Origin of the sequence: Pedobacter sp. UBA5917, assembly GCF_002432345.1 — a bacterium.
GTDB lineage: Bacteria > Bacteroidota > Bacteroidia > Sphingobacteriales > Sphingobacteriaceae > Pedobacter.
Genome location: NZ_DJDT01000299.1, coordinates 35666 through 55812 on the forward strand (window position 1 = coordinate 35666; position 20147 = coordinate 55812).

General features: G+C 41.4%; 16 protein-coding genes. 3 read left to right on the top strand and 13 right to left on the bottom strand.

All coding sequences use genetic code 11. The annotated features are described in order from the left end of the window. Positions 1–10: 10 nt before the first annotated feature. From B2V92_RS20905 to B2V92_RS20925, 5 genes are all read right to left on the bottom strand, one after another. Positions 11–2170, bottom strand: a complete 2160-nt coding sequence (locus B2V92_RS20905) for an immunoglobulin domain-containing protein (protein ID WP_293311915.1) — start codon at positions 2168–2170, stop codon at positions 11–13. A 417-nt stretch (positions 2171–2587) separates the two neighbouring features. Then, positions 2588–4021 carry an AAA family ATPase gene (locus B2V92_RS20910; RefSeq protein WP_293311917.1) on the bottom strand — a complete coding sequence of 478 codons (1434 nt, stop codon included), beginning with the start codon at positions 4019–4021 and terminating at the stop codon, positions 2588–2590. A gap of 177 nt (positions 4022–4198) precedes the next feature. Further along, a complete protein-coding gene (gene glgB / locus B2V92_RS20915) occupies positions 4199–6160 on the bottom strand; it encodes a 1,4-alpha-glucan branching protein GlgB (RefSeq protein WP_293311919.1) in 1962 nt (653 codons plus the stop codon). Positions 6161–6218: 58 nt separating this feature from the next. After that, the gene (locus B2V92_RS20920; protein ID WP_293311921.1) at positions 6219–8681 is read right to left on the bottom strand and encodes a glycoside hydrolase family 31 protein; all 2463 of its coding nucleotides are present in this window, start codon (positions 8679–8681) and stop codon (positions 6219–6221) included. Positions 8682–9082: 401 nt separating this feature from the next. Beyond that, a complete protein-coding gene (locus tag B2V92_RS20925; protein WP_293311923.1) occupies positions 9083–11938 on the bottom strand; it encodes a TonB-dependent receptor in 2856 nt (951 codons plus the stop codon). A gap of 222 nt (positions 11939–12160) precedes the next feature. On the opposite strand from B2V92_RS20925, the gene B2V92_RS20930 reads away from it, so the two are divergent. Genes B2V92_RS20930 through B2V92_RS20940 form a run of 3 tightly spaced genes read left to right on the top strand, consistent with a single transcriptional unit; the run spans position 12161 to position 15959 of the window. Then, a complete protein-coding gene (locus B2V92_RS20930; protein ID WP_293311925.1) occupies positions 12161–14590 on the top strand; it encodes a penicillin acylase family protein in 2430 nt (809 codons plus the stop codon). Between the two features lie 6 nt (positions 14591–14596). Beyond that, positions 14597–14956: a hypothetical protein gene (locus tag B2V92_RS20935; protein ID WP_293311927.1), complete on the top strand. Its 360-nt coding sequence runs from the start codon at positions 14597–14599 to the stop codon at positions 14954–14956. A 19-nt stretch (positions 14957–14975) separates the two neighbouring features. Next, on the top strand, positions 14976–15959 hold the full coding sequence (locus tag B2V92_RS20940) for an acyl transferase (RefSeq protein WP_293311929.1): 984 nt from the start codon (positions 14976–14978) through the stop codon (positions 15957–15959). Here the strand turns inward: B2V92_RS20940 and B2V92_RS20945 are convergent, their stop codons facing one another. Genes B2V92_RS20945 through B2V92_RS20980 form a run of 8 tightly spaced genes read right to left on the bottom strand, consistent with a single transcriptional unit; the run spans position 15960 to position 20145 of the window. Beyond that, positions 15960–16397, bottom strand: a complete 438-nt coding sequence (locus tag B2V92_RS20945) for a Fur family transcriptional regulator (RefSeq protein WP_293311931.1) — start codon at positions 16395–16397, stop codon at positions 15960–15962. A 20-nt stretch (positions 16398–16417) separates the two neighbouring features. Continuing rightward, positions 16418–16867: a hypothetical protein gene (locus B2V92_RS20950; RefSeq protein ID WP_293311933.1), complete on the bottom strand. Its 450-nt coding sequence runs from the start codon at positions 16865–16867 to the stop codon at positions 16418–16420. Further along, positions 16864–17301: a hypothetical protein gene (locus B2V92_RS20955; RefSeq protein ID WP_293311935.1), complete on the bottom strand. Its 438-nt coding sequence runs from the start codon at positions 17299–17301 to the stop codon at positions 16864–16866. The genes B2V92_RS20950 and B2V92_RS20955 overlap by 4 nt, the downstream gene beginning before the upstream one ends. Next, positions 17298–17735, bottom strand: a complete 438-nt coding sequence (locus tag B2V92_RS20960) for a hypothetical protein (protein ID WP_293311937.1) — start codon at positions 17733–17735, stop codon at positions 17298–17300. Before B2V92_RS20960 ends, B2V92_RS20955 begins: the two co-directional genes overlap by 4 nt. Before the next feature lie 4 nt (positions 17736–17739). Beyond that, positions 17740–18954 (bottom strand): ABC transporter permease, encoded by a 1215-nt coding sequence (locus B2V92_RS20965; protein WP_293311939.1) that lies wholly within the window; start codon positions 18952–18954, stop codon positions 17740–17742. Beyond that, on the bottom strand, positions 18954–19580 hold the full coding sequence (locus B2V92_RS20970; protein WP_293311941.1) for an ABC transporter ATP-binding protein: 627 nt from the start codon (positions 19578–19580) through the stop codon (positions 18954–18956). The genes B2V92_RS20965 and B2V92_RS20970 overlap by 1 nt, the downstream gene beginning before the upstream one ends. After that, entirely contained in the window at positions 19573–19737 is a 165-nt protein-coding gene (locus tag B2V92_RS20975; RefSeq protein ID WP_293311943.1) for a hypothetical protein, read from the bottom strand. The genes B2V92_RS20970 and B2V92_RS20975 overlap by 8 nt, the downstream gene beginning before the upstream one ends. A 12-nt stretch (positions 19738–19749) precedes the next feature. Then, positions 19750–20145 (bottom strand): MerC domain-containing protein, encoded by a 396-nt coding sequence (locus tag B2V92_RS20980; RefSeq protein WP_293311945.1) that lies wholly within the window; start codon positions 20143–20145, stop codon positions 19750–19752. Between the last annotated feature and the right edge of the window lie 2 nt (positions 20146–20147).

Sequence of the window (20147 nt, forward strand, 5' to 3'; positions counted from 1 at the left end):
TATTTCTTTTTTAATTAATAGATACTGTTGGTTTGTGCGGTACAAGCTTTACCCTAAAACTGAAAGGGATGGTGCGCTCGCAGCCATTTGCATTTTTAATGGTTAAATTCCCCTGGTACACGCCAACGGGTGTAGTAGCGGGTATATTGATGGTAATTTCGTTTGCCGGCAAAGTTTGGTTCGAAACAGCGGGAAGTACTCCCCCAAGCCACGAAATGCTGTAGCTAATGGGATCGAAAACCGGATTGGTATAGGTAAGCTTTGTTGAGCTCAGGCCCTCGCATATTCCCGGATCGGGGCCAAGGGTTAAATTGGGTTGCGGATTTACGGTTAAATTAAAATCAACCTTTTGCCCGCAGTAAGTAGCGTCGTCGGCAACTGTGTAGCTGATTACCGCATTACCTGCAGCAGCGGCTGTAACCAAACCCGCAGCATTTACTGTTGCAATAGCCGCATCACTACTGCTCCATGTACCACCCGGATAGGCATTGGTAAAGGTTAAACTTGTTCCAGCACACATGGTTGCCGAACCAACAATAGCAGGTACAGGTGCATATTGTTTTACTTTAACCTCTACAGCCTTAGCGCCACCTGCATTTTTACATCCCGTTAGGGTATTTACAGCTTCAACATAATAAGTTGTGGTAGCGATAAGGGCTGGCGTGGTATAAGTTGTACCCACATTAAATGGCGTACCACCGGAAGACGATACATACCAGTTGTAGGTAAAACCCGCATCAGGACTGGTAACCGCAAGCGTTGTTGCAGAACCGCTACAGATTGTTGCTCCCGGAACAGCAAGTGTTGGCAAAGGATTAACTTTTAGCTTTACCCTCAATCTTTCTGATACAGCAGTGATACAATATGTTCTGCTTGCCTGAACGTAATAATTATATTCGCCGGCAGCAAGGGTTGATGGCGGCGTATAGGTTAACCCTGTACTTAATAATGTACCTCCTGTTTCGGCATCGTACCATTTATATTCGGTACAGGCTTGTGCATTTTGAACAGAAAAACTTGCCGTTCCACCCTCACAGATGGTTTTCTCATCTGTTGTTGAGGGATCTACCAATGTTCTCGGCTTTGCAAGTTTACGTTTGATATCATAAATCCTTAAACGGCTAAATGCACCCGTAAGCCCACCCATCGAAATTTCTAAACGATCGTACACATCTGTTACAGGAAAAGTTAAGGTGTATTTGCTGGATGACCCGGGGAATAAATTTAGGCTCAAAAAAGTTCCGGTATTATCAAAAGCAGGTCCTGCTTTTGCTCCATTTAAATAGGGCTGTATGGTAAAACCTGTTAAAAGGCTAAGATTTAAAAGTCCCCCGCCCGGATTTTCGAGCACAATGGTTACAGAATCTGCAGGTTGCGAAGGTTTGTTGAAAACGGTTGTCAGATAAACCTGATTCAGGATAGAAGCCCCCACATCAATCAGGGCAAAACTATTGGGATCTGCATCAATTGCATTAAACGGATTGCTCACCGTACCCGTTAAGTTAGCAATCCCCCCAAGCGGTGTTGGTTTTACCCCCGAAAGCACATCAATGGTTTCATCACAGTTAATCGAACCTGTGCTTAGCTCCATGATATAGGCATGGAATACTTTCATCGATAAAGCTGTAGAGAGTACCGCCCCGGCAATTTTGACATAGATTCCGTTAAAATCCTGTGTAGGTGTTACCGTAATTTCTACTTCTCCCCCTCCGCCTATTACGCCGGCAATGTTTGCTGAGGTATAAATCGGATTCCTTGTTGCGTCGTAACCCGGATCGTATCCGTAACCGATTAAGGGCTTGCTCCCAGCAACGGCATGCAGATCAGTAAAACTCCCAATCTCAAAGCTGCTCAAAAGCCCCAACAATTCTTTTGGTAATGCCAGTTTAACCGTTACAGGCGTATTTGCAGCAATGGTTCGTTTGCCTGCATTGGTACCATCAGTAGTAAATTCGAGAAACTGTGTGGCCGAACCTGTAAGGTTCAAAAGTCCTATCGGAACCGATAGTGTTGACGCATCTTTAACCTGCCCATTAACAGCATTTGGCGCATCAGCAATACTACCATATAAATTTGCACCTAAAATGCCCAGCCCATCAATATATGAACCTTGAAAGTTAGCATAAGTCCGTGCTGTATTTTCACACTGTGCATATAAATATACAGGCATACAGCAAAACACAAATACCAGGAAGGATAGACAAGAGCGCCTTTTCAATACTTTCGGGATGTGACGTAAAACGGTTTGTTTGTTGACACAAAAGTATGTCGGGCTGCGGCCATATTAGCCGTTCACTTTATTCATTAAACCCTTTAAAAATACGTAAAATGCTGTTTTGTTGACATTTATCAACAACCTGAAGTTTTAGGGTCAAAAGCTAAGACAAATTACCCTTTGCAAAAAATTTCCTGATACAGGCTTGATTTATGATTATTTGGAAGCTCATAATCCCAATTAACCGGCACAAAATTTATTTAGCAAATAATACTTGCAAGAGAAAAGAGTTATCGTATCTTTGCACCCTCTCTGGAAGCTTCCACTCCAGGGTTTAAGAAAGCTTTCCAGCAATGGGAGGCTTTTCTTATTTTAAGCAAACAGAATATCCATGGTAATCTCTTTTTGTACCAAACCCGGATAGCTTATATCATTCTTTACGCCATAAGTTGTAATCATGGTTAAAAACAACGCTTTTCTTGTTCCGGTTTGCGATTGGAATACCATTAGCTTGTTATTCAACTCTTTTTCGTAAGACTTACTGATTTCAAAAGGTGCAACCGAAAACTTCATCTCGCAGATATTGATACAGGAATCGTTACGGTCGATGAGGAGATCGATCTGCGCACCCTGCTCCTCTTTATTTTTGGGTAGATAACGCCATACCGAAATTTCGGCATAAACATTTTCTATCCCTATTGCTTTTTTTATCTGTACGATATGTTTCATGCAGATACTTTCGAAAGCGTAGCCGCTCCAGCTTTTCCACGAAGTACCCGAATAAAATTTTAGCCAGGTACCCGCCCCTGTTGCTTTATTGCCATCTATAAATTTCAGGTAAAAAATAGAATACTCGTCGGTAAGTTTATATAAAGCATCTTTAGTGCTTTTACCAAAAGGAATATATGGTGTAATGAAACCGGATTCGGCCAGTTCGGCAAGCAATTGCGTGGCATAGCCACCACTGCTTAATTTACAGGCATTGATAATTTCGGTACGTGTTAAACCTTTGCTCTTTTTAGCCAGGGCCTGTACAATATCGATATGGTTTTCGGCTTTATCGAATAAGGAATAGTATAGGTTCTTAAATTCTTCGAGCAGCAATCCATCCTTCGTAAAAAATAACCGGTCTATAATCTGCGCAACACTTTCGCCCGGTTCTATTTCTTTAAGGTATTGGGGTATGCCGCCCATGGCCATATAAACCTGTAAGAGCTGGTATTTATCGAGTTTTATTTTCCTATGTTTAAGGTATGCTGCTGTTTCGCCAACTGTAAAAGGCAACAGCCTGATCCTTCTGGTAACGCGGTTATGCAGACCGCCGCGGTTATTGATTACTTTATTGATCATCCAGGAGGCAGCCGAGCCACAGATCACCACAATAAGTTTTTTTTCTTTGGAGGCCCAACTGTTCCAGAAGTTTTCGAAAGCAGGCAAAAAACCTGAACGGGCGGTATTGATCCAGGGAAATTCGTCGATAAAAATGATTGTTCTTTCCTTTTTAACTAAAGGCGTAAGGTATTGGGTAAGCATCTGGAAAGCTGCAATCCAACTCTCGGGTTTGGCAAGCGGAAGCCCACCGGTTACTTTGGTTAGTGCCAAACCAAAGTTTTCCAATTGCTGGTTTAACGTTGCATGGTGGATCCCAGAAAATTCGAATGCAATATCCTTACTAAAGCCATTCCTGATCAGATAAGTTTTTCCAACCCGCCTGCGCCCATACATTGCAATCAGTTCGGCCTCGCCTGATTTTTCAATCTTGCTTAACAGCAATTTTTCATCAGTTCTACCTACAACCTGTTCCATAAACCATTAATTTATAACAACAAAGGTAATAAATTAATGAGTTTTGGCGCAATATAAAAAGCTATATCACGCCAAAACTATGTTTTTTATGGTAGTTTTGGCGCAATATAAAAAGCTATATCACGCCAAAACTATGTTTTTTATGGTAGTTTTGGCGCGATATAAAATTAAAAAGGGTTATTTGCTTTTGAAAATTACCACAGCTAGAGGTGGTAGATCTACGATGATTGAGTATTCCTGACCATTATAACCTTCGAGATTTGGCACAATATCGCCACGGTTATTAATACCTCCACCGTAATAAACAATATCGTCGGTATTGAAAATTTCTGTCCACTTGGTTTTAAACGGAACGCCGATTTTATAATTCTCGCGTACTACAGGCGTTAGGTTAATGGCAATTACCAAAGTATCTTTTGCCTTTAGTCCTTTACGCATGTAAACAAAAACCGATTCGTTTGCATTATCGGCATCAATCCATTGGAAACCTTCGTAACTAAAATTAAAATGATACAATGCAGGCTCTTTGCGATACAGGAAGTTTAAAGCTTTAACCGTTTCCTGCATGCCTTTATGCGGCGCGTATTGTAATAAATGCCAATCGAGCGATTGGGTAAAGTTCCATTCGCTGGTTTGGCCAAATTCGTTCCCCATAAACAGCAGTTTTGCTCCAGGGTGGGTAAACATATAACCATAAAGTGCCCTTAAATTGGCAAATTTCTGCCAATCGTCGCCAGGCATTTTATATAACATAGGCGATTTACCATGCACCACTTCATCATGCGAAAAAGGCAGCATAAAGTTTTCGGTAAAGGCATAAGTCATACTAAAGCTTAACTGGTGGTGATGGTGTTTCCGGCCAAGGGTATCAACTTTAAAGTACTTCAGCGTATCGTTCATCCAGCCCATCATCCATTTCATGCCAAAACCCAAACCGCCATTATGCACCGGATGGGTTACCCCCGGATAAGTGCTGCTTTCTTCGGCAATGGTCTGCACACCTTCAAAATTGCCATAAACCGCTACATTTAAGTCCTGAAGAAACTGGATGGCGCCAATATTTTCGCTTCCTCCATATTCGTTGGTTGCAGCATCGGCATCTTCCCTTGAGAAATTAAAATATAACATCGAGGCCACGGCATCAACCCTCAAACCATCGGCATGGTATTGATCCAGCCAGAATATGGCATTACTGATGAGGAAAGAACGTACCTCATTACGATCGTAGTTAAAGATGTATGATTTCCAATCGGGATGGAAACCTTTACGCATATCGGCGTGCTCGTACAGGTGCGTACCATCAAATTCATATAAACCATGCCTATCGCCCGGAAAATGCGAAGGTACCCAATCCAATATTACGGCGATATTGGCCTTATGTAATTCATCGATCAGGTACATTAAATCCTGCGGGGAACCATAACGCGAACTTGCCCCAAAATATCCGGTAATCTGGTATCCCCAGCTCGGGAAAAATGGAAATTCCATTACAGGCATTAGTTCTACGTGCGTAAAACCCATTTCCTTAACATAAGGCACAAGCCTTCCGGCCACTTCCCTACAGTTTAATACGCGCTCGGGATTATCAGGATCGCGCTCCCACGAACCCAGATGTATCTCGTAAACAGAAATCGGCTGGTCTAAAGCATTTAACTTTGCCCTTTTATTAAGCCAGGCTTTATCTTTCCAGGTATAATCGGTATCCCAAACAATACAAGCCGTTTGCGGCGGATGCTCCCATCTGCGCGCATAAGGATCGCCCTTTAAATGTTCAGACTCATCAAAACCCTTAACAAAATATTTATATACCTCGCCTTTGGCAATACCCGGTATAAAACCCTCCCAGATACCCGATTTATCCCAGCGTTTGTACAGCAGATGTGATCCGTTGTTCCAATCGTTAAAATTACCAACCACACTTACCTTAGTGGCGTTTGGTGCCCAAACAGAAAAATAAGTTCCGGTTGTAGCCTCAACAGTAATTAAATGAGAGCCCATTTTTTCGTACAGCCTAAAATGTTTTCCAACAAGAAAAAGATCAATGTCGTAATCGGTAAATAAACTGTGTGCCCAAACGGATTTCTTCTTATCGATTTTAGGTAACGCTGCTTTTTTTGCAGGAACTTTTTTTGCTGACATAGATATTTTGGCTAGATAAATGAAGCCCCAAACACTAAACAGCATTTGGGGCTAAATGTTACAGACTTAAAATCTGAATTTCCAAGAAATTTTTATTGCACTTGAAATGCAGGATATTCTGATCGTCGGTATAAAAATCTTTCACCTCTTTATTATCGATGATGATCTTTTTAACCTGGAATTTTACGCCGATAATATTGCAAACATAAAACTCATAGTTAGGTGTATATAAACCTTCGCTACGCTGATTAACCTTAATGGTCTGGTTATCGCCTTTAACGGTAAATTTCTTTTCAAGGTAAATATCCTGTTCGTAGGCAAAAGTATCGCCATGATCTTCGTACATGTACGAATTCACTTCGTAATCGCTGTGGTAGATATTCAGGATTACTTCGGTAATTGATTTTTCATCCACATATTGCATTACCGGATACTCAGGCAAAACAGAACCTGCACGCACAAACATCGGCATACTGTCTATCTTGGCATCAACGGTATATTCGTTACCGCCATCCAAAATTTCGTTGGTCCAGAAATTGTACCAGGTACCTTTTGGCAGGTAAACCCTTCTTGATATGGCGCCCTGTTCTAAAACCGGACAGATCAGCAATTTATCGCCATAGCAAAATTCATCCTGGCGGAAACTGTTGCTGATATTTTCCTGCTCGAGCATTACCAATGGCCTTAAAATTGGAAAGCCATAACGGTGGTGTTCCCAGAAAACAGAATACAGGTAAGGCATTAAACGGTACCTTAATTCGATAAACTTACGGTTAATATCTTCGAAAAACTGACCAAAGCTCCAGGGTTCGCGTTCGGCTGTATCGCCGGCAGAGTGTGCACGCATAAACGGAGAAAATGTACCCAACTGGATCCAGCGGGTAAATAATTCGCCATCCGGCTCGCCGCTAAATCCGCCGATATCAGTTCCACAGAAAGGAACACCCGAAACAGATAAACGCTGGCATTGGATATTGCCGATCTTTAAATGCTCCCAGGTAGCAATGTTATCACCTGTCCATACACTGGCATAACGCTGCATACCCGAATAACCAGCCCTTGTAATGGTAAACGGGCGTTTATTGCGCATCAGTTTTTTAAGCCCTTCGTAAGTAGAACGCACCATCTGCATACCGTAAACATTGTGTGCTTTACGGTGCGAACCGCGGTAACCATCGTAATTATGGCGTACATCGTTAGGGAAAGTACCCGAACCGAATACAGCAGGCTCGTTCATATCATTCCAGAAACCTGCAACGCCCATATCTACCAGTTCCTTGTACAGGTTGCCCCACCAGGCACGTACTTTAGGGTTGGTGAAATCCGGAAACTGGCAACGGCCCGGCCAAACGTGCCCTTCCATATAATAATCGTCGCTGCGGCGACAGAAAAATCTTTTCTCTTTACCTTCCTTAAAAACCCAGTAATCGTCATCTACCTTAATTCCCGGATCGATCATCACCACGGTTTTAAAACCATCATCAGAAAGTTCTTTGATCATCCTCCTCGGATCAGGAAAGTATTTTTTGTTCCAGGTAAAACAGCGGTAGCCATCCATATAATCGATATCCAGATAAATGGCATCGCATGGGATTTTACGCTCCCTGAACTGTTTGGCTATTTCTTTAACTTTTGTTTCAGGATAATAACTCCAACGGCACTGCTGGTACCCCAAAGTCCATTTTGGAGGCATCGGGTGCGTTCCGGTTAGGGTTGCATACCGTTTTACCACGTCCATAATGTGCGGTCCGTGGATATAATAGTACTGCAGTTCGCCCCCATCGGCCCAGAAACTGGTTTTGTTTACATCCTCGCCCCCGAAATCGAAATACGATTTAAAAGTATTATCGAAAAATATACCATAAGCGGCCTGGTTATGCAAACCGATGTAAAAAGGTATGGTACGGTATAAAGGATCCTGGTTCCAGCCGAAAGAGTAGGCATCGGTATTCCAGTTTTCGAAACGGCGGCCTCGCAGGTTAAAATTGCCCGATTTATCGCCTAAACCAAAGAAATTTTCTTCGGGATGGCATTTTTTTGTGGCATAAATATAATAACCGCCAAAATCTACATTCTCTTCCCAGTGCATGGAATTGGCTTCATCAACCATCATTACATTGGTAATATTATCGTGGAAAGAGATGTGGAAATTTGCTTTTTCTATTTTACAGGTTACGGCGTGCGTAGAAATAGTATAGTGATCTTCCTGTTCCTGCATCTTAAAAACAGAAACTTTCTGGTCTACTTCCGGTACGGCATAAGAGAAATCATCCAGAAAAACACCGTGTGGTGCCAGGCGTACCCTGATGATATCATCGCTTACCACCCTTACTTCTACCCTGGCATCGCCATCAGAAAAATAAAAGCGGTTGCCTTCTTTTTTTACTTTTTTAACTGCCCCAAGGTACTGTTTAACAATTGGTTTTACCGATATATCAACCGGATTGTTTAAATGCTGTATTTCCTGTTCTTTCTCGATCAGTTCTCCGGCATCATTCGGTTTGTCGTTTTGCGCTTCCATCCTTATATTCAAATTTTAAATTCATACCTCTTAAACTGGGATGTGCTTAAGAAAGTACTATAATACAAATATTTTATAAAAGGGATGTAGCTTTTTTATAAAAGATAAATTTAGTAGTGTAAAATTAACACTAACCTGTGGTATATTAACATTAAATTGAATTCTTTAATAAAGGGAAAAAGTTTATTTGCAGTAAAATTTTTAAGCTCCTTGCCTGACGCGATCGTCATGTTGAACTTTTTTCTTATTACTCGTTTTTATATTTTTCAAAAGTTTAATAGCTAATCGTGGTCAGCATCTTTCCCACTAGATAGACCCTGAAATAAATTCAGGGTGACGACTATAAGTAAAAAAGCCCTTCATACTTAAAGTAAGAAGGGCTTTTAAGCGTAATCAGATTCTTATGGATTAAAGGTAAGGGCCAGGTAATAAATTGCCCCTGCCGATGGATTTCCGTAAGAAGTGAAATAATACTTGTTGAGTACATTAGAACCGCCCAGTTTAATTACCGATTGTACCGAAGGTATCCTTAAACTAACCTGTGCATCCAATGAGCTGTACGCAGGCACCTGACCTGATGCAAAAGAAGAATTCCAGTAGAACTGATCCTGCCAGCGGTAGGCAAGGTTAAAGCCAAAGTTTTTAATGATTTCCTTATTTCCAAAACCCAGGTTATAACGGATTTTTGGTGTATTGAAATCGTTGATATAATTAACAGGAAGATCGCCGATTTTATTATAAGAAACGTTACCGCTGATGGTGTATTTACCTACCAGGTAATCTAAACCCAAAGCAGCACCATAAGAAGTTACTTTACCTTCTGCATTTACCGGAACACCGAATTTCACAAAACTTCCGCCGCCAACATTCTGATAAACATCAACCGCAGTGATAAAATCTTTATAGATATTGTAATAACCATAAGCATCAACCAGTAAATTAGGAAGTACCAAACCTTTATACCCCAGTTCGTAAGATTGAACACTCTCCGGACGTACCCCTCTCGAATCGAAATTATACTGTTGTAAAAGTGCCGAATTAGGTGTGCCGGTTGCAGCTGCAGAAGCCAGATAAGCCCTATAACTTACATCAGTATAAGGTTTATTGGTATCCAGATGATATTTGTTAAACATAATTTCAGGCAAACCACCGATCAATCTTTGCGAACCGCCACCTACTGAAAGGTCGATGTATTGGTTCTGTGTAGTTGGATTACGGTAACCGGTTTGGTAAGAAACCCTGATATTGTTGTTTTTTGCTACCGTAAATACACCTGTTATCCTTGGAGTAAACCTACCCTCAAAATTCTGGCTTTTATCGTAACGGCCAGCAAAAGTAAATTTAACCTTATCGTTAAAAAGTTTTTTACCGATCTGTCCGAATGCGCCGTATTCTTTAATATCGATAGAATTGGTTAAATCATTAAAAATTGTACCTGCTGAGTTTAAATCATATAAACGGTACGATGCACCAACCTGAAACTCTATCACTTTATTAAAGAGGTTGGTAAAGTTATACATCCCCTCATAATGGTATAAATTTGACTTATCATCGAATTTCGCACCATAAATACCCTTGCTAGGATCAGAATTACTGATGGTGGTGTTCATGATATTATTTTTTGCCACTTCAAACTGCGGACTGCCCGGTGCAAAACGTCCCTGATCGGCAACACTTCTCGCAAAGGCCTGTGCCTGTGCATCTGTTTGCCCTGCCGCTCTTGCACCTACATAATTACCGATATACTGCGGGAACCAGGTAGTTGATGGTTTTGATAACTCATTGATATAACTACCCAAAATAGAAGAAATATAAGAATCGCCCGAACGCTCTTGAGTAGTATATGCTTTAAGGAAGAAATCTTCGCCTTTTAATTCCAATTTGTATTGGCCGATATTAAAATTACGTAGCGAATAACGGTCGGATCCGGTATATACCGAAGTTCCTGTACCCCAATTGGCCTGTCCAACGACCTGTACTGTATTGCTGATGTTATAATATAACGCACCCGATGCCTTTAGCGATTTGGTACCATAATCAACCAGATTTTCTTCGTTATAACCTGTTCTTGAAATATTCTGATTTGGGATCAATCCTGCATTTAATCCAGCATAAAAAGGTTGTGTTTGAGCATTTGTAGCAAGAAAATTCGTAATCTGCGCTGGTGTTGGTATTTGCCCCCCTGTTGCTAATCCGTAATTTTTAATAAATGTTGCAGTTCCTGCTGCCAATACGTTCTGAGCCACATTACGCATATTCTGGCTCACCTCATCACCGTAAACATTGATACCATCGTAATTTGGATCGCTGTTCCTATCCCCTGATTTTGCAGTTCTTGATACCCTGTCGAAATTTGAATAATTGTTTCCATACCAATCTTTGGCCTGTACAAAAGAAAATGCCGCTTTTACCCCAAATTTATTGTTCCATGATTTTGCCATGCGTACATCCAGTTGGTTAAAAGGCTGCACAGTACTATTATCGTCGTTAACATGGTTTATTCCTGTTTTATACTGAAAACTAGCGCCAGGATATTTAAAAGGGTCTTTTGAGGTCATTAATAAGGTACCATTAATACCACCCGCACCATAAAGGGCTGATGAAGCACCAGGTAACAACTCTACATTATCAACGTCAAGTTCGGTAATCCCCACAATGTTACCTACAGAGAAATTCAATCCCGGTGCCTGGTTATCCATTCCATCAATATACTGGTTAAAACGGGTATTACCGTTAGAATTAAAACCACGCGTATTGATCGATTTGAAAGTTAAACTCTGCATGCTGCTTTCTACACCTTTCATATTGTTCAATGCATCGTAAAACGATGGTGCAGCAATCTCCCTGATGGTAGCAGCGCTCATACGCTCAATTGAAACAGGCGATTCCAGGATCCGTTCTGGTGTACGCGAGGCCGAAACCACCACATCTCCACCCAGTACAACAGCCGTTTCCAACTCCAGGTTAATACCGGTTGTATTACCCGTTATCTGCTGTTCTACCGTACCAAAGCCTACGTAAGAGGCAACCAAAGTAAAGGGTACTTTTGCTGTTGTGCTAAAACTGAAACTACCGTTGCTTGTGGATGCCGTACCGCCCGATTGGCCTTTGATGGTTAAACTTACGCCTGCGAGGCCTTCTTTCGATTGCTTATCTTTTACGGTACCGCTCACCGTAATGCTCTGTGCCTGTGCCACAATATTAATTGTGCACATCAATAATAACACGTAGAAGATCTGTGTAAAAATTCTGCTCATAAAAGATTGTTAATTTGGTTACCTAACTAGTTAGTTGAACTGTTGATTTGTATGATTAGTTACATAAACTTAAACTCTTTTTTTGAATTAAACAAATTATGTTAGCATAATAATATCAATTCAAATTATAATTTTGATTGATATACAGTTTGTTGTATTTTGCATTAAACATAAACCGTCATTTTGCGCTATCTTAGTAAACTGACTTGTTAGCTAACCATTATGAATAAAATTAAGGCCTTACTCTGCATCATCATCCCGATAGCATTAGCTTTTTTATTTAATACCAAACTAGGGAGTACGCCTCCGCTGTTAAAATTCCTAAATCCTTTTATGGGTTTCTGGCAAAATGCAGAGAACAATCATTTTATGTTTAACCATAAAGCGAAGATTAAAGGTGCGATAGATAAAATTGAAATTGTGTTCGACGACCGTATGATCCCTCATATTTTTGCACAGAACGATCATGATCTTTATCTGGCGCAGGGTTATGTAACGGCTATGCACCGTTTGTGGCAGATGGATTTCCAGACCCGTTTCGCTGCCGGAAGGATTAGTGAAGTAGTGGGCAGCAAAGCCATTGAGGTAGACCGTTACCAGCGCAGGATGGGCATGGTTTATGGCGCCGAAAACTCATTAAAAGGTATGATGGCCGACCCTAAGGCCAAGGAAATGATTTTGGCCTATACCGAAGGGATTAATGCCTACATTAAAACATTATCACATGCCAATTATCCCTTAGAATATAAAATACTCGATTTTAAACCGGAAAACTGGACACCTATAAAATGTGCGCTGTTGCTTAAACAGATGTCGGCGGTTTTAGCCATGGGATCAGACGAGTTTTACATGACCAATATCCTTAAAAAATTCGGTCCGGATATTACCAAAGATCTCTTCCCTGATTATCCTTTCCGTGAAGATCCGATTATCCCTGTTGGCACTAAGTGGAATTTCTCACCGCTGCCTATACCTAAAACTCCTGAAAGCTTTACGCAGGCCCAAACCGGCGAAGTAAAAACAAAAGAAAAAGTAGAGGGCATCGGCAGTAATAACTGGGCATTATCAGGTGCTAAAACAGCTTCCGGCTACCCGATTTTGGCAAACGATCCGCATCTTGATTTAACACTTCCTTCTATCTGGTACCAGATCCAGTTGCATGCGCCTGGAGTTAATACCTATGGTGTTTCGTTACCTGGTGCACCCGGTGTAATTATCGGTTTTAACCAGAAAATTGCCTGGGGTGTAACCAACGTGGCAGCTGATATTTTAGACTTTTATCAGATCAAGTTTAAAGATTCGACACACAACCAATATTGGTACAACAACCAATGGAAAGCGACTTCAAAGCGCTTAGAAACCATTAAAATCCGCGGTGGAAAAGATGAGATAGATACGGTTTATTATACCCATCACGGACCGGTTGTTTATTTCCAGAAGCCCAAATATGGCCGCGCAGATAATGTACCTGTTGGCGACGCTTTAAGGTGGATTGCCCATGAGCAATCGAACGAGTTAATGACATTTTATTACCTCAACCGTGGAAAAAATTATAACGATTACCGCAAGGCTTTAACTTTTTATACTGCACCGGCACAGAATTTCGTTTTTGCCAGCGTTGATAATGATATTGCCATCACACCGAACGGTAAATTCCCGTTAAAATGGAAAGATCAGGGTAAATTTATCCTTGATGGTACCGATCCGGCATACGATTGGCAGGGCTGGATCCCAAATGCACAGAATCCAACGGTAAAAAATCCGCCACGCGGTTTTGTGAGCTCCGCCAACCAATCATCAACCGATACCACTTATCCTTATTACATTAACTGGGAATTTGCTCCTTACGAACGTGGCAAAAGGATTAACGACAGGTTAACAGCCATGAACAAAGCCACTTTGGATAGCATCCGCTTAATGCAGACAGATAATTACAGCATTTTAGCACAGAACCTTGTCCCTGCTTTATTACCATTGTTAAATAACGAACAGTTAAATGCTACGCAAAAGGAAGCATTATCTTATGTAAGCAAGTGGAACAAACGTTATGATGCGAATGAAATTGCAGCCAGTGTTTTCGAAATATGGGCAAAACGTTTGTCATACGATATCTGGGCCGATGAGTTTGAGGTAAAAGGAATCCCGATGCGTTACCCATCCCGCGACCGCACAGTTGAAATGATCCTGAAAGAGCCCAATGCCACATGGTACGACAACATCCATACGGCTAAAAAAGAAACATTAGCTGATCTGGTAAACGAATCGTTTAAATATAGCTGCGATAGTTTGGAAAGGCGTTTTGGTCCGATCAACAAAGACTGGGACTGGGCAAATGTAAAACAGAGCAACGTACCCCATCTGGCCAAAATACCTGGATTTGGATCGAAGATTTTACAGATCGGTGGTGCAAAATCGACCATTAATGCCCTTGGCGAAAGCAACGGACCATCGTGGAGAATGGTAATCGAATTGGGCAAAACACCAAAAGGACATGGCGTTTATCCCGGCGGACAATCGGGCAATCCTGGAAGCAAATTCTACGATAACATGCTCGATACCTGGGCAAATGGCAAATTATACGACCTGTTCTACATGCAAACACCTGATGATAAATCGGGTACAATTATTTCTCGTTTAAAAATTTCTAAATAAGCTAAAATGGTTTTCATCGTTATCGCAATAATCTGTTTTTTTCTGCAAATGATTGCCCCTTGGTGGGTTATCATCGTCATTTCTTTTGCTACCTGTGGCATTATTGGCAAAACGGGTAAAATTGCCTTCTGGCAATCGTTCCTTGCCATTTTCTTATTATGGATCGGTTACGCCCTGTTTAAAAGTTTACCTAACGATAACCTGCTTGCTGGCCGCGTAGCCGTAATGACGGGCATAAAACTATGGTGGGCATTAGTATTGGTTACCGGCTTTTTAAGCGGTTTGGTTGCGGGCATCAGCGGTTATTGTGGTTACCAGTTCCGTATGGCGATGTTAGCGAAAAAAACTGACGAGAAAATAGCATAATGCTTTGTACTTTTGCAGCGTGAATTTAACAGCTGAAGATATATTTTCGATAAAAAGTGCCAATGAGTTTAACTCAATTGCTTTAAATATTTTTAAGTTACAGGCCCAAAACTGCAACGTATACCGCGAATATATTTTTCATTTGGGCATTGATGCCGATGAAATAACAGAAGTAGCACAGATTCCATTTTTACCGATCAGCTTTTTTAAAAGCCATTCGGTTTTAAGCAGTACCGGCCCTATTGAGGTTACTTTTAGCAGTTCGGGCACAACGGGTATGGTACAGAGTAGCCATCATGTAACCGAGGTAAAACTTTACGAACAAAGTTACCTGCAGGCTTTCACCGAGTTTTATGGACCTGTTAACGATTATTGCTTTTTAGCCTTGTTACCCTCTTACCAACAGCGCTCAGGCTCATCATTGATTTACATGGTGAATGATCTGATCGAAAAAAGTAAACATCTACAAAGTGGTTATTTTCTATACAACCACGATGAGTTATTGCAAACCCTGCTCGATTTAAAATCTAAAAAACAGAAAACAGTTTTAATCGGGGTTACTTATGCCCTGCTCGATTTTATCGAAAATTTTGATATCGATTTCCCTGAACTGATTGTGATGGAAACCGGCGGTATGAAAGGAAAACGTAAGGAAATGGTCCGCGAAGAACTCCATGAGCAGTTAACCAAAGGTTTTGGCGTAAAAACCATTCATAGCGAATATGGGATGACAGAATTGCTATCTCAGGCTTATTCCTTAGGCGAAGGCATTTTCAATTGCCCTAACTGGATGAAAGTAGTGATCCGCGATACCAACGACCCATTAAGTTTAATGCCAAATGGCAGAACAGGCGGTATCAATGTAATCGATCTGGCCAATATTAATTCCTGCTCTTTTATTGCTACGCAGGATCTGGGCAGGATCAATCCCGATCAAAGCTTTGAGGTGCTGGGCAGGTTTGATAATGCCGATATCAGGGGCTGTAACCTATTGGTACAGTAATTAGTTTACCTTATCCGAACAGTTTGCGCAAAGGCCGGTAGCAATCAGGTTTAAATGTTCTACTTTAAAACCTGTAGGCACTTTTAATGCCGGAATTTTAACGCTATCCAAACAGTAAATTTTGTGGCAGTTATCGCAGTTAAAATGCACATGTTCATCATGATGCTCGTGCGCACTGCATCCATCAGAGCAGATGGCGTAATTAGCCGTTCCCTGTTGATCTAAAACCTTATGGATAATTCCTTTTTCTTCAAAAGCCTGCAATACACGGTATAAAGTAACGCGATCGGCATCTTTGCCCATTACCTGCTCTAAATAAGGCTGCGAAGTTGCAGAATCACGCCCACTCAAAATTTCCAGCACCTGCAAACGCGGTGCGGTCCTTTTTAATCCGTTCTTAACCAAAAGTTTTTCGAAACGCTCTGTTTTATTTTCCATAGCAATACAAAAATAAGCAATTAATTAATGAGTTTGGCATTTTTGATGGTGATTGGTGGTGCATAGCTCGCATCTTTCTGCTCCAGCTTCAAAATCCCCTTTACATGTATCGGTTTTTCGCTGTAAGCTGTAGCGCTTTCCATTTCGATCATGATCATTACCGGAACGCCGTTCTGTCCGCAAAAGTAACATTGATTGATCGGCAGTGTGGCCAATAAGAATTTCTGTTGTTTCTGCCCGCTTTTTATCGGGATCAGATAACCTGTAAGATCAAATTCACGGTTATCAAAACGTTTAATCGATTCAGAAAACATTGGGAAGAGTTCATTTTTTTCGGTCAGTTCAAATTTTACAGAACCGATTACGTCCCAGTTTAGCGAACGCAACTGATCGTTCGGATTATGCTTTTGCGTTTGCGCCAAAGCAACATTTCCAAATAACAACAGCAAAATAAAATATAGTTTTTTCATTTTTTCACGGCATCTAATAGAAAAAAGGTAGACCGGCTATCGCCCGAATCATTGATTACGAACTTTCCCTTTAAGGTAATAGGTTCTTCTGTCCAGGTAACCGATTTTAATGTTTTGACTTCAATCATTGATGGAATATCGCCTGTACCACAATACGGGCAGGAAGCAACAGGCACGATCGAAAACATAAACTCGGTAAAACTATTGCCCACCTTGGTTGGGATAATAAAACCGGGCAGTTCGATCACTTTATTATTGATCGCCTTTAATGCCGGTGGAAAAATGGCCTGCCATACCAGTGGTTTAACCTGTTTATCGTATTTCAGGCCGATCAGGTTCCAGGTGGGCGTACGCATATCGGTGTGTACATTTTCCTGCGCAACAACAGAAAAAGAAATCAACATCAATAAAACCGTTATATATTTTTTCGTCATAACTGTTTTGCATTTAAAAGAAAAAACTCACTCCTGTCATCGCCCGAATCATTGATAATGAAGATCCCTTTCAGTTTAATCGGTTTTTCGGTAATCGGGATTGCGGTTAACATTTTTACCTGGATCATCGATGGGATATCGCCTGCGCCGCAATAAGGGCAGGAGGCAATCGGCACGATAGAGAACATGAATTCGTTAAATTTCGAACCTACTTTTGTGGGGATAATATAACCTGGCAGTTCGATAACCTTATTGTTTAAAGCTTTCAACTTTGGGGGAAAAATGCTTCCCCATTTACCGGGTGCAAGTTCTGCATCGTACCTTAGGCCAATTATATTCCAGGTTGGCGTGCGCATGTCGGTATGTACCCGAACCTGCGCTGCCAATACCTGAACACCTAAACATAAAACAACCCAAAAAACTAATTTCTTCATTATATTAACGGTCTTTCGTTAAAGTTGCAGCAATATCAACCTTATAAATCTGCATGGCCGGAATAAGCGAAGCCAAAGAGCCGATAAACAGGCCGATCCAGATTAAATAAATTTCCTGCGGAACAGCGGTAAGGCCCGTTAATTTTGCTTGCGACGATTCCTGATAAGCACCAATTACCTCTAACGCCGCATGGCCGATCAATAAACCAAAGCAAGCCCCTACCACCGTAACCAAAATACCTTCGAACATGACCAGAAAAAAGAGTTTCGATCTGGATGCCCCAAGGCAACGCATAATGGCCAGGTCGTACTTACGCTCTTTCATTGCATTATAAAGACTGATGAAGATACTTAACGCCGCAATAGCCATAATAAATACCGCAAACCACTGTAAAGTATCAATACCAACCCCGATCAACGAAAACAACCGGGCACTTTCCATCGCGGGCGAGGCGGCCTGCATATTGGTACTCTGATTTACCATTCTTGGAAAAAGGATGACCGACATGGGCGATTTATACTGGATCAACAGCGCAGTAATCTGTTTATCGTTAATCTCTTTGGCTTCTGCGGCCGAAGAGTGATGCTGCACTTGCTCGTGTTTTTCTTCATGCATTTTGTACACACTGCCAATATTGGTCAGGATCAGGTTATCGGTAATGTTTCCCTCTGGCTTTAAAATTCCTTTCACCACATAAGCATGCTGTTTATGGATGTCGCCATTGCCGGTTAAACCATGCGCTCCGAAAAAAGAATCGCCGATTTTAAGTTTCGATGATGAAGCTACCGTACTGCCGATGGTTACTTCTAAATCCTTTTGCCAAAAATTGCCCTTCAAGATAGATAAACCATAGAGGTGACTGAAAGAAGTATCAGTTCCTACAATGCGGTAACCGTTATAATTATCGCCCAGTGCCAATGGAACAGCGCGTTTAACCATAGGATTGTGGGCTAATTTATAGGCATCAGTAGCCGGAATATTTCCTGTTGGGTAATCGATATGATAAATACTGCTTAATATTAACTGTAACGGACTCCCTTTTGCCCCTACAACGAGATCGATGTCTTTTGCATTTTTTTCGAGTTTATTGCCGATCTGATTGGAGGCAAGAAAAAGAATGGATAAGATACCCACACCAAAGGCGACCAGAATAATATTCAGTATGGTGGTCAGTTTATTCCTTACGAGGTTTTTGCTGCTGATTTTAAAAATATTCATTAGAGTAGATAGGTTTTAGCAATATGTTCGCGAACCCTTTGATCGTGCGTAGCAATAATCAGCGCAGCCCCATTATCTTTCGCCTGGGTAGTGAGCATCTCTATCACCTGTGCCGCATTTTCATCATCGAGGCTCGAGGTAGGCTCATCGGCAATCAACAGATCGGGTTTATTTACCAGCGCCCTAGCCACCGATACCCTTTGCAACTGCCCCTGGCTTAATTCATCAGGATATCTTTTGGCCAATGCCTCAATACCAAGGTCTTTTAATAGCAAAAGGTTGCGTTCATGATCAATGGGCATAGCTGCCATTACCGCAGCAAGCTCGAGGTTATCGAGTACATTAAGGGAACGGATTAAATGCGGCCTTTGAAAAATAATGCCGATATGCCTTCCTCTAAAACGGTCCATTCCCCGGGCAGATAAACTGTATAAATCAGTATCATTGATCAGGATTTCACCCTGGGTAGGCTTTAAAAGGCCCGAAATAATATGCAACAGGGTACTTTTCCCGCAACCCGAGGCACCGAGTAAAAGCCATTGGTCCATATCCTCAATCCGCCAATCCGGGAATTTTATCTTTCTCCCTTTCTCATAAACATGGGATAACGACCTGATATTAATCATGATGCAATACTTTTTGTACTTTTTTAACGGTGATGTTTTTAATGGCGTAGCGGCGGTAAAGTTCTATACCATCATTTGTACCATGCTTACATGCCGGATTAAGCATGGTGATGAACAGCAGGGCAGGGATAAAAAGGATTTTATAATTCTTATGCATATAAGATATTTTTTAGTGCTGGTGGTTTATAGGACAACTTTTAAGCATCCGAAGGTTGATAAAATGGGCAAGGGTAATGGTAAAGCCACCTAAAGGAACCAGAATAGGCTCCAGGAATCCGATCCCCGAAAAGTGTCCGAATGCAATGCAGGCGAATCCGGCAATAAGTATCAAAATAGGTGTTATGCGGTGGTGCTGTTTGCGGTAAGCTGAACTTAAACTCCATATCCCAAGGAATAACGAAATCACAATCATCGTAATTTCAACAGCATTATTGGCCAGAAATCCCATTCCCCACATTGGCAGTACGGTAATTAAAAAAGGTAAAGCTGCGCAGTGTATGGCACAAAGTGTTGAGGCAGTGATGCCGATCCGGTCGAGGTTGATTTTGTAGCTTCGTAATTTCATTA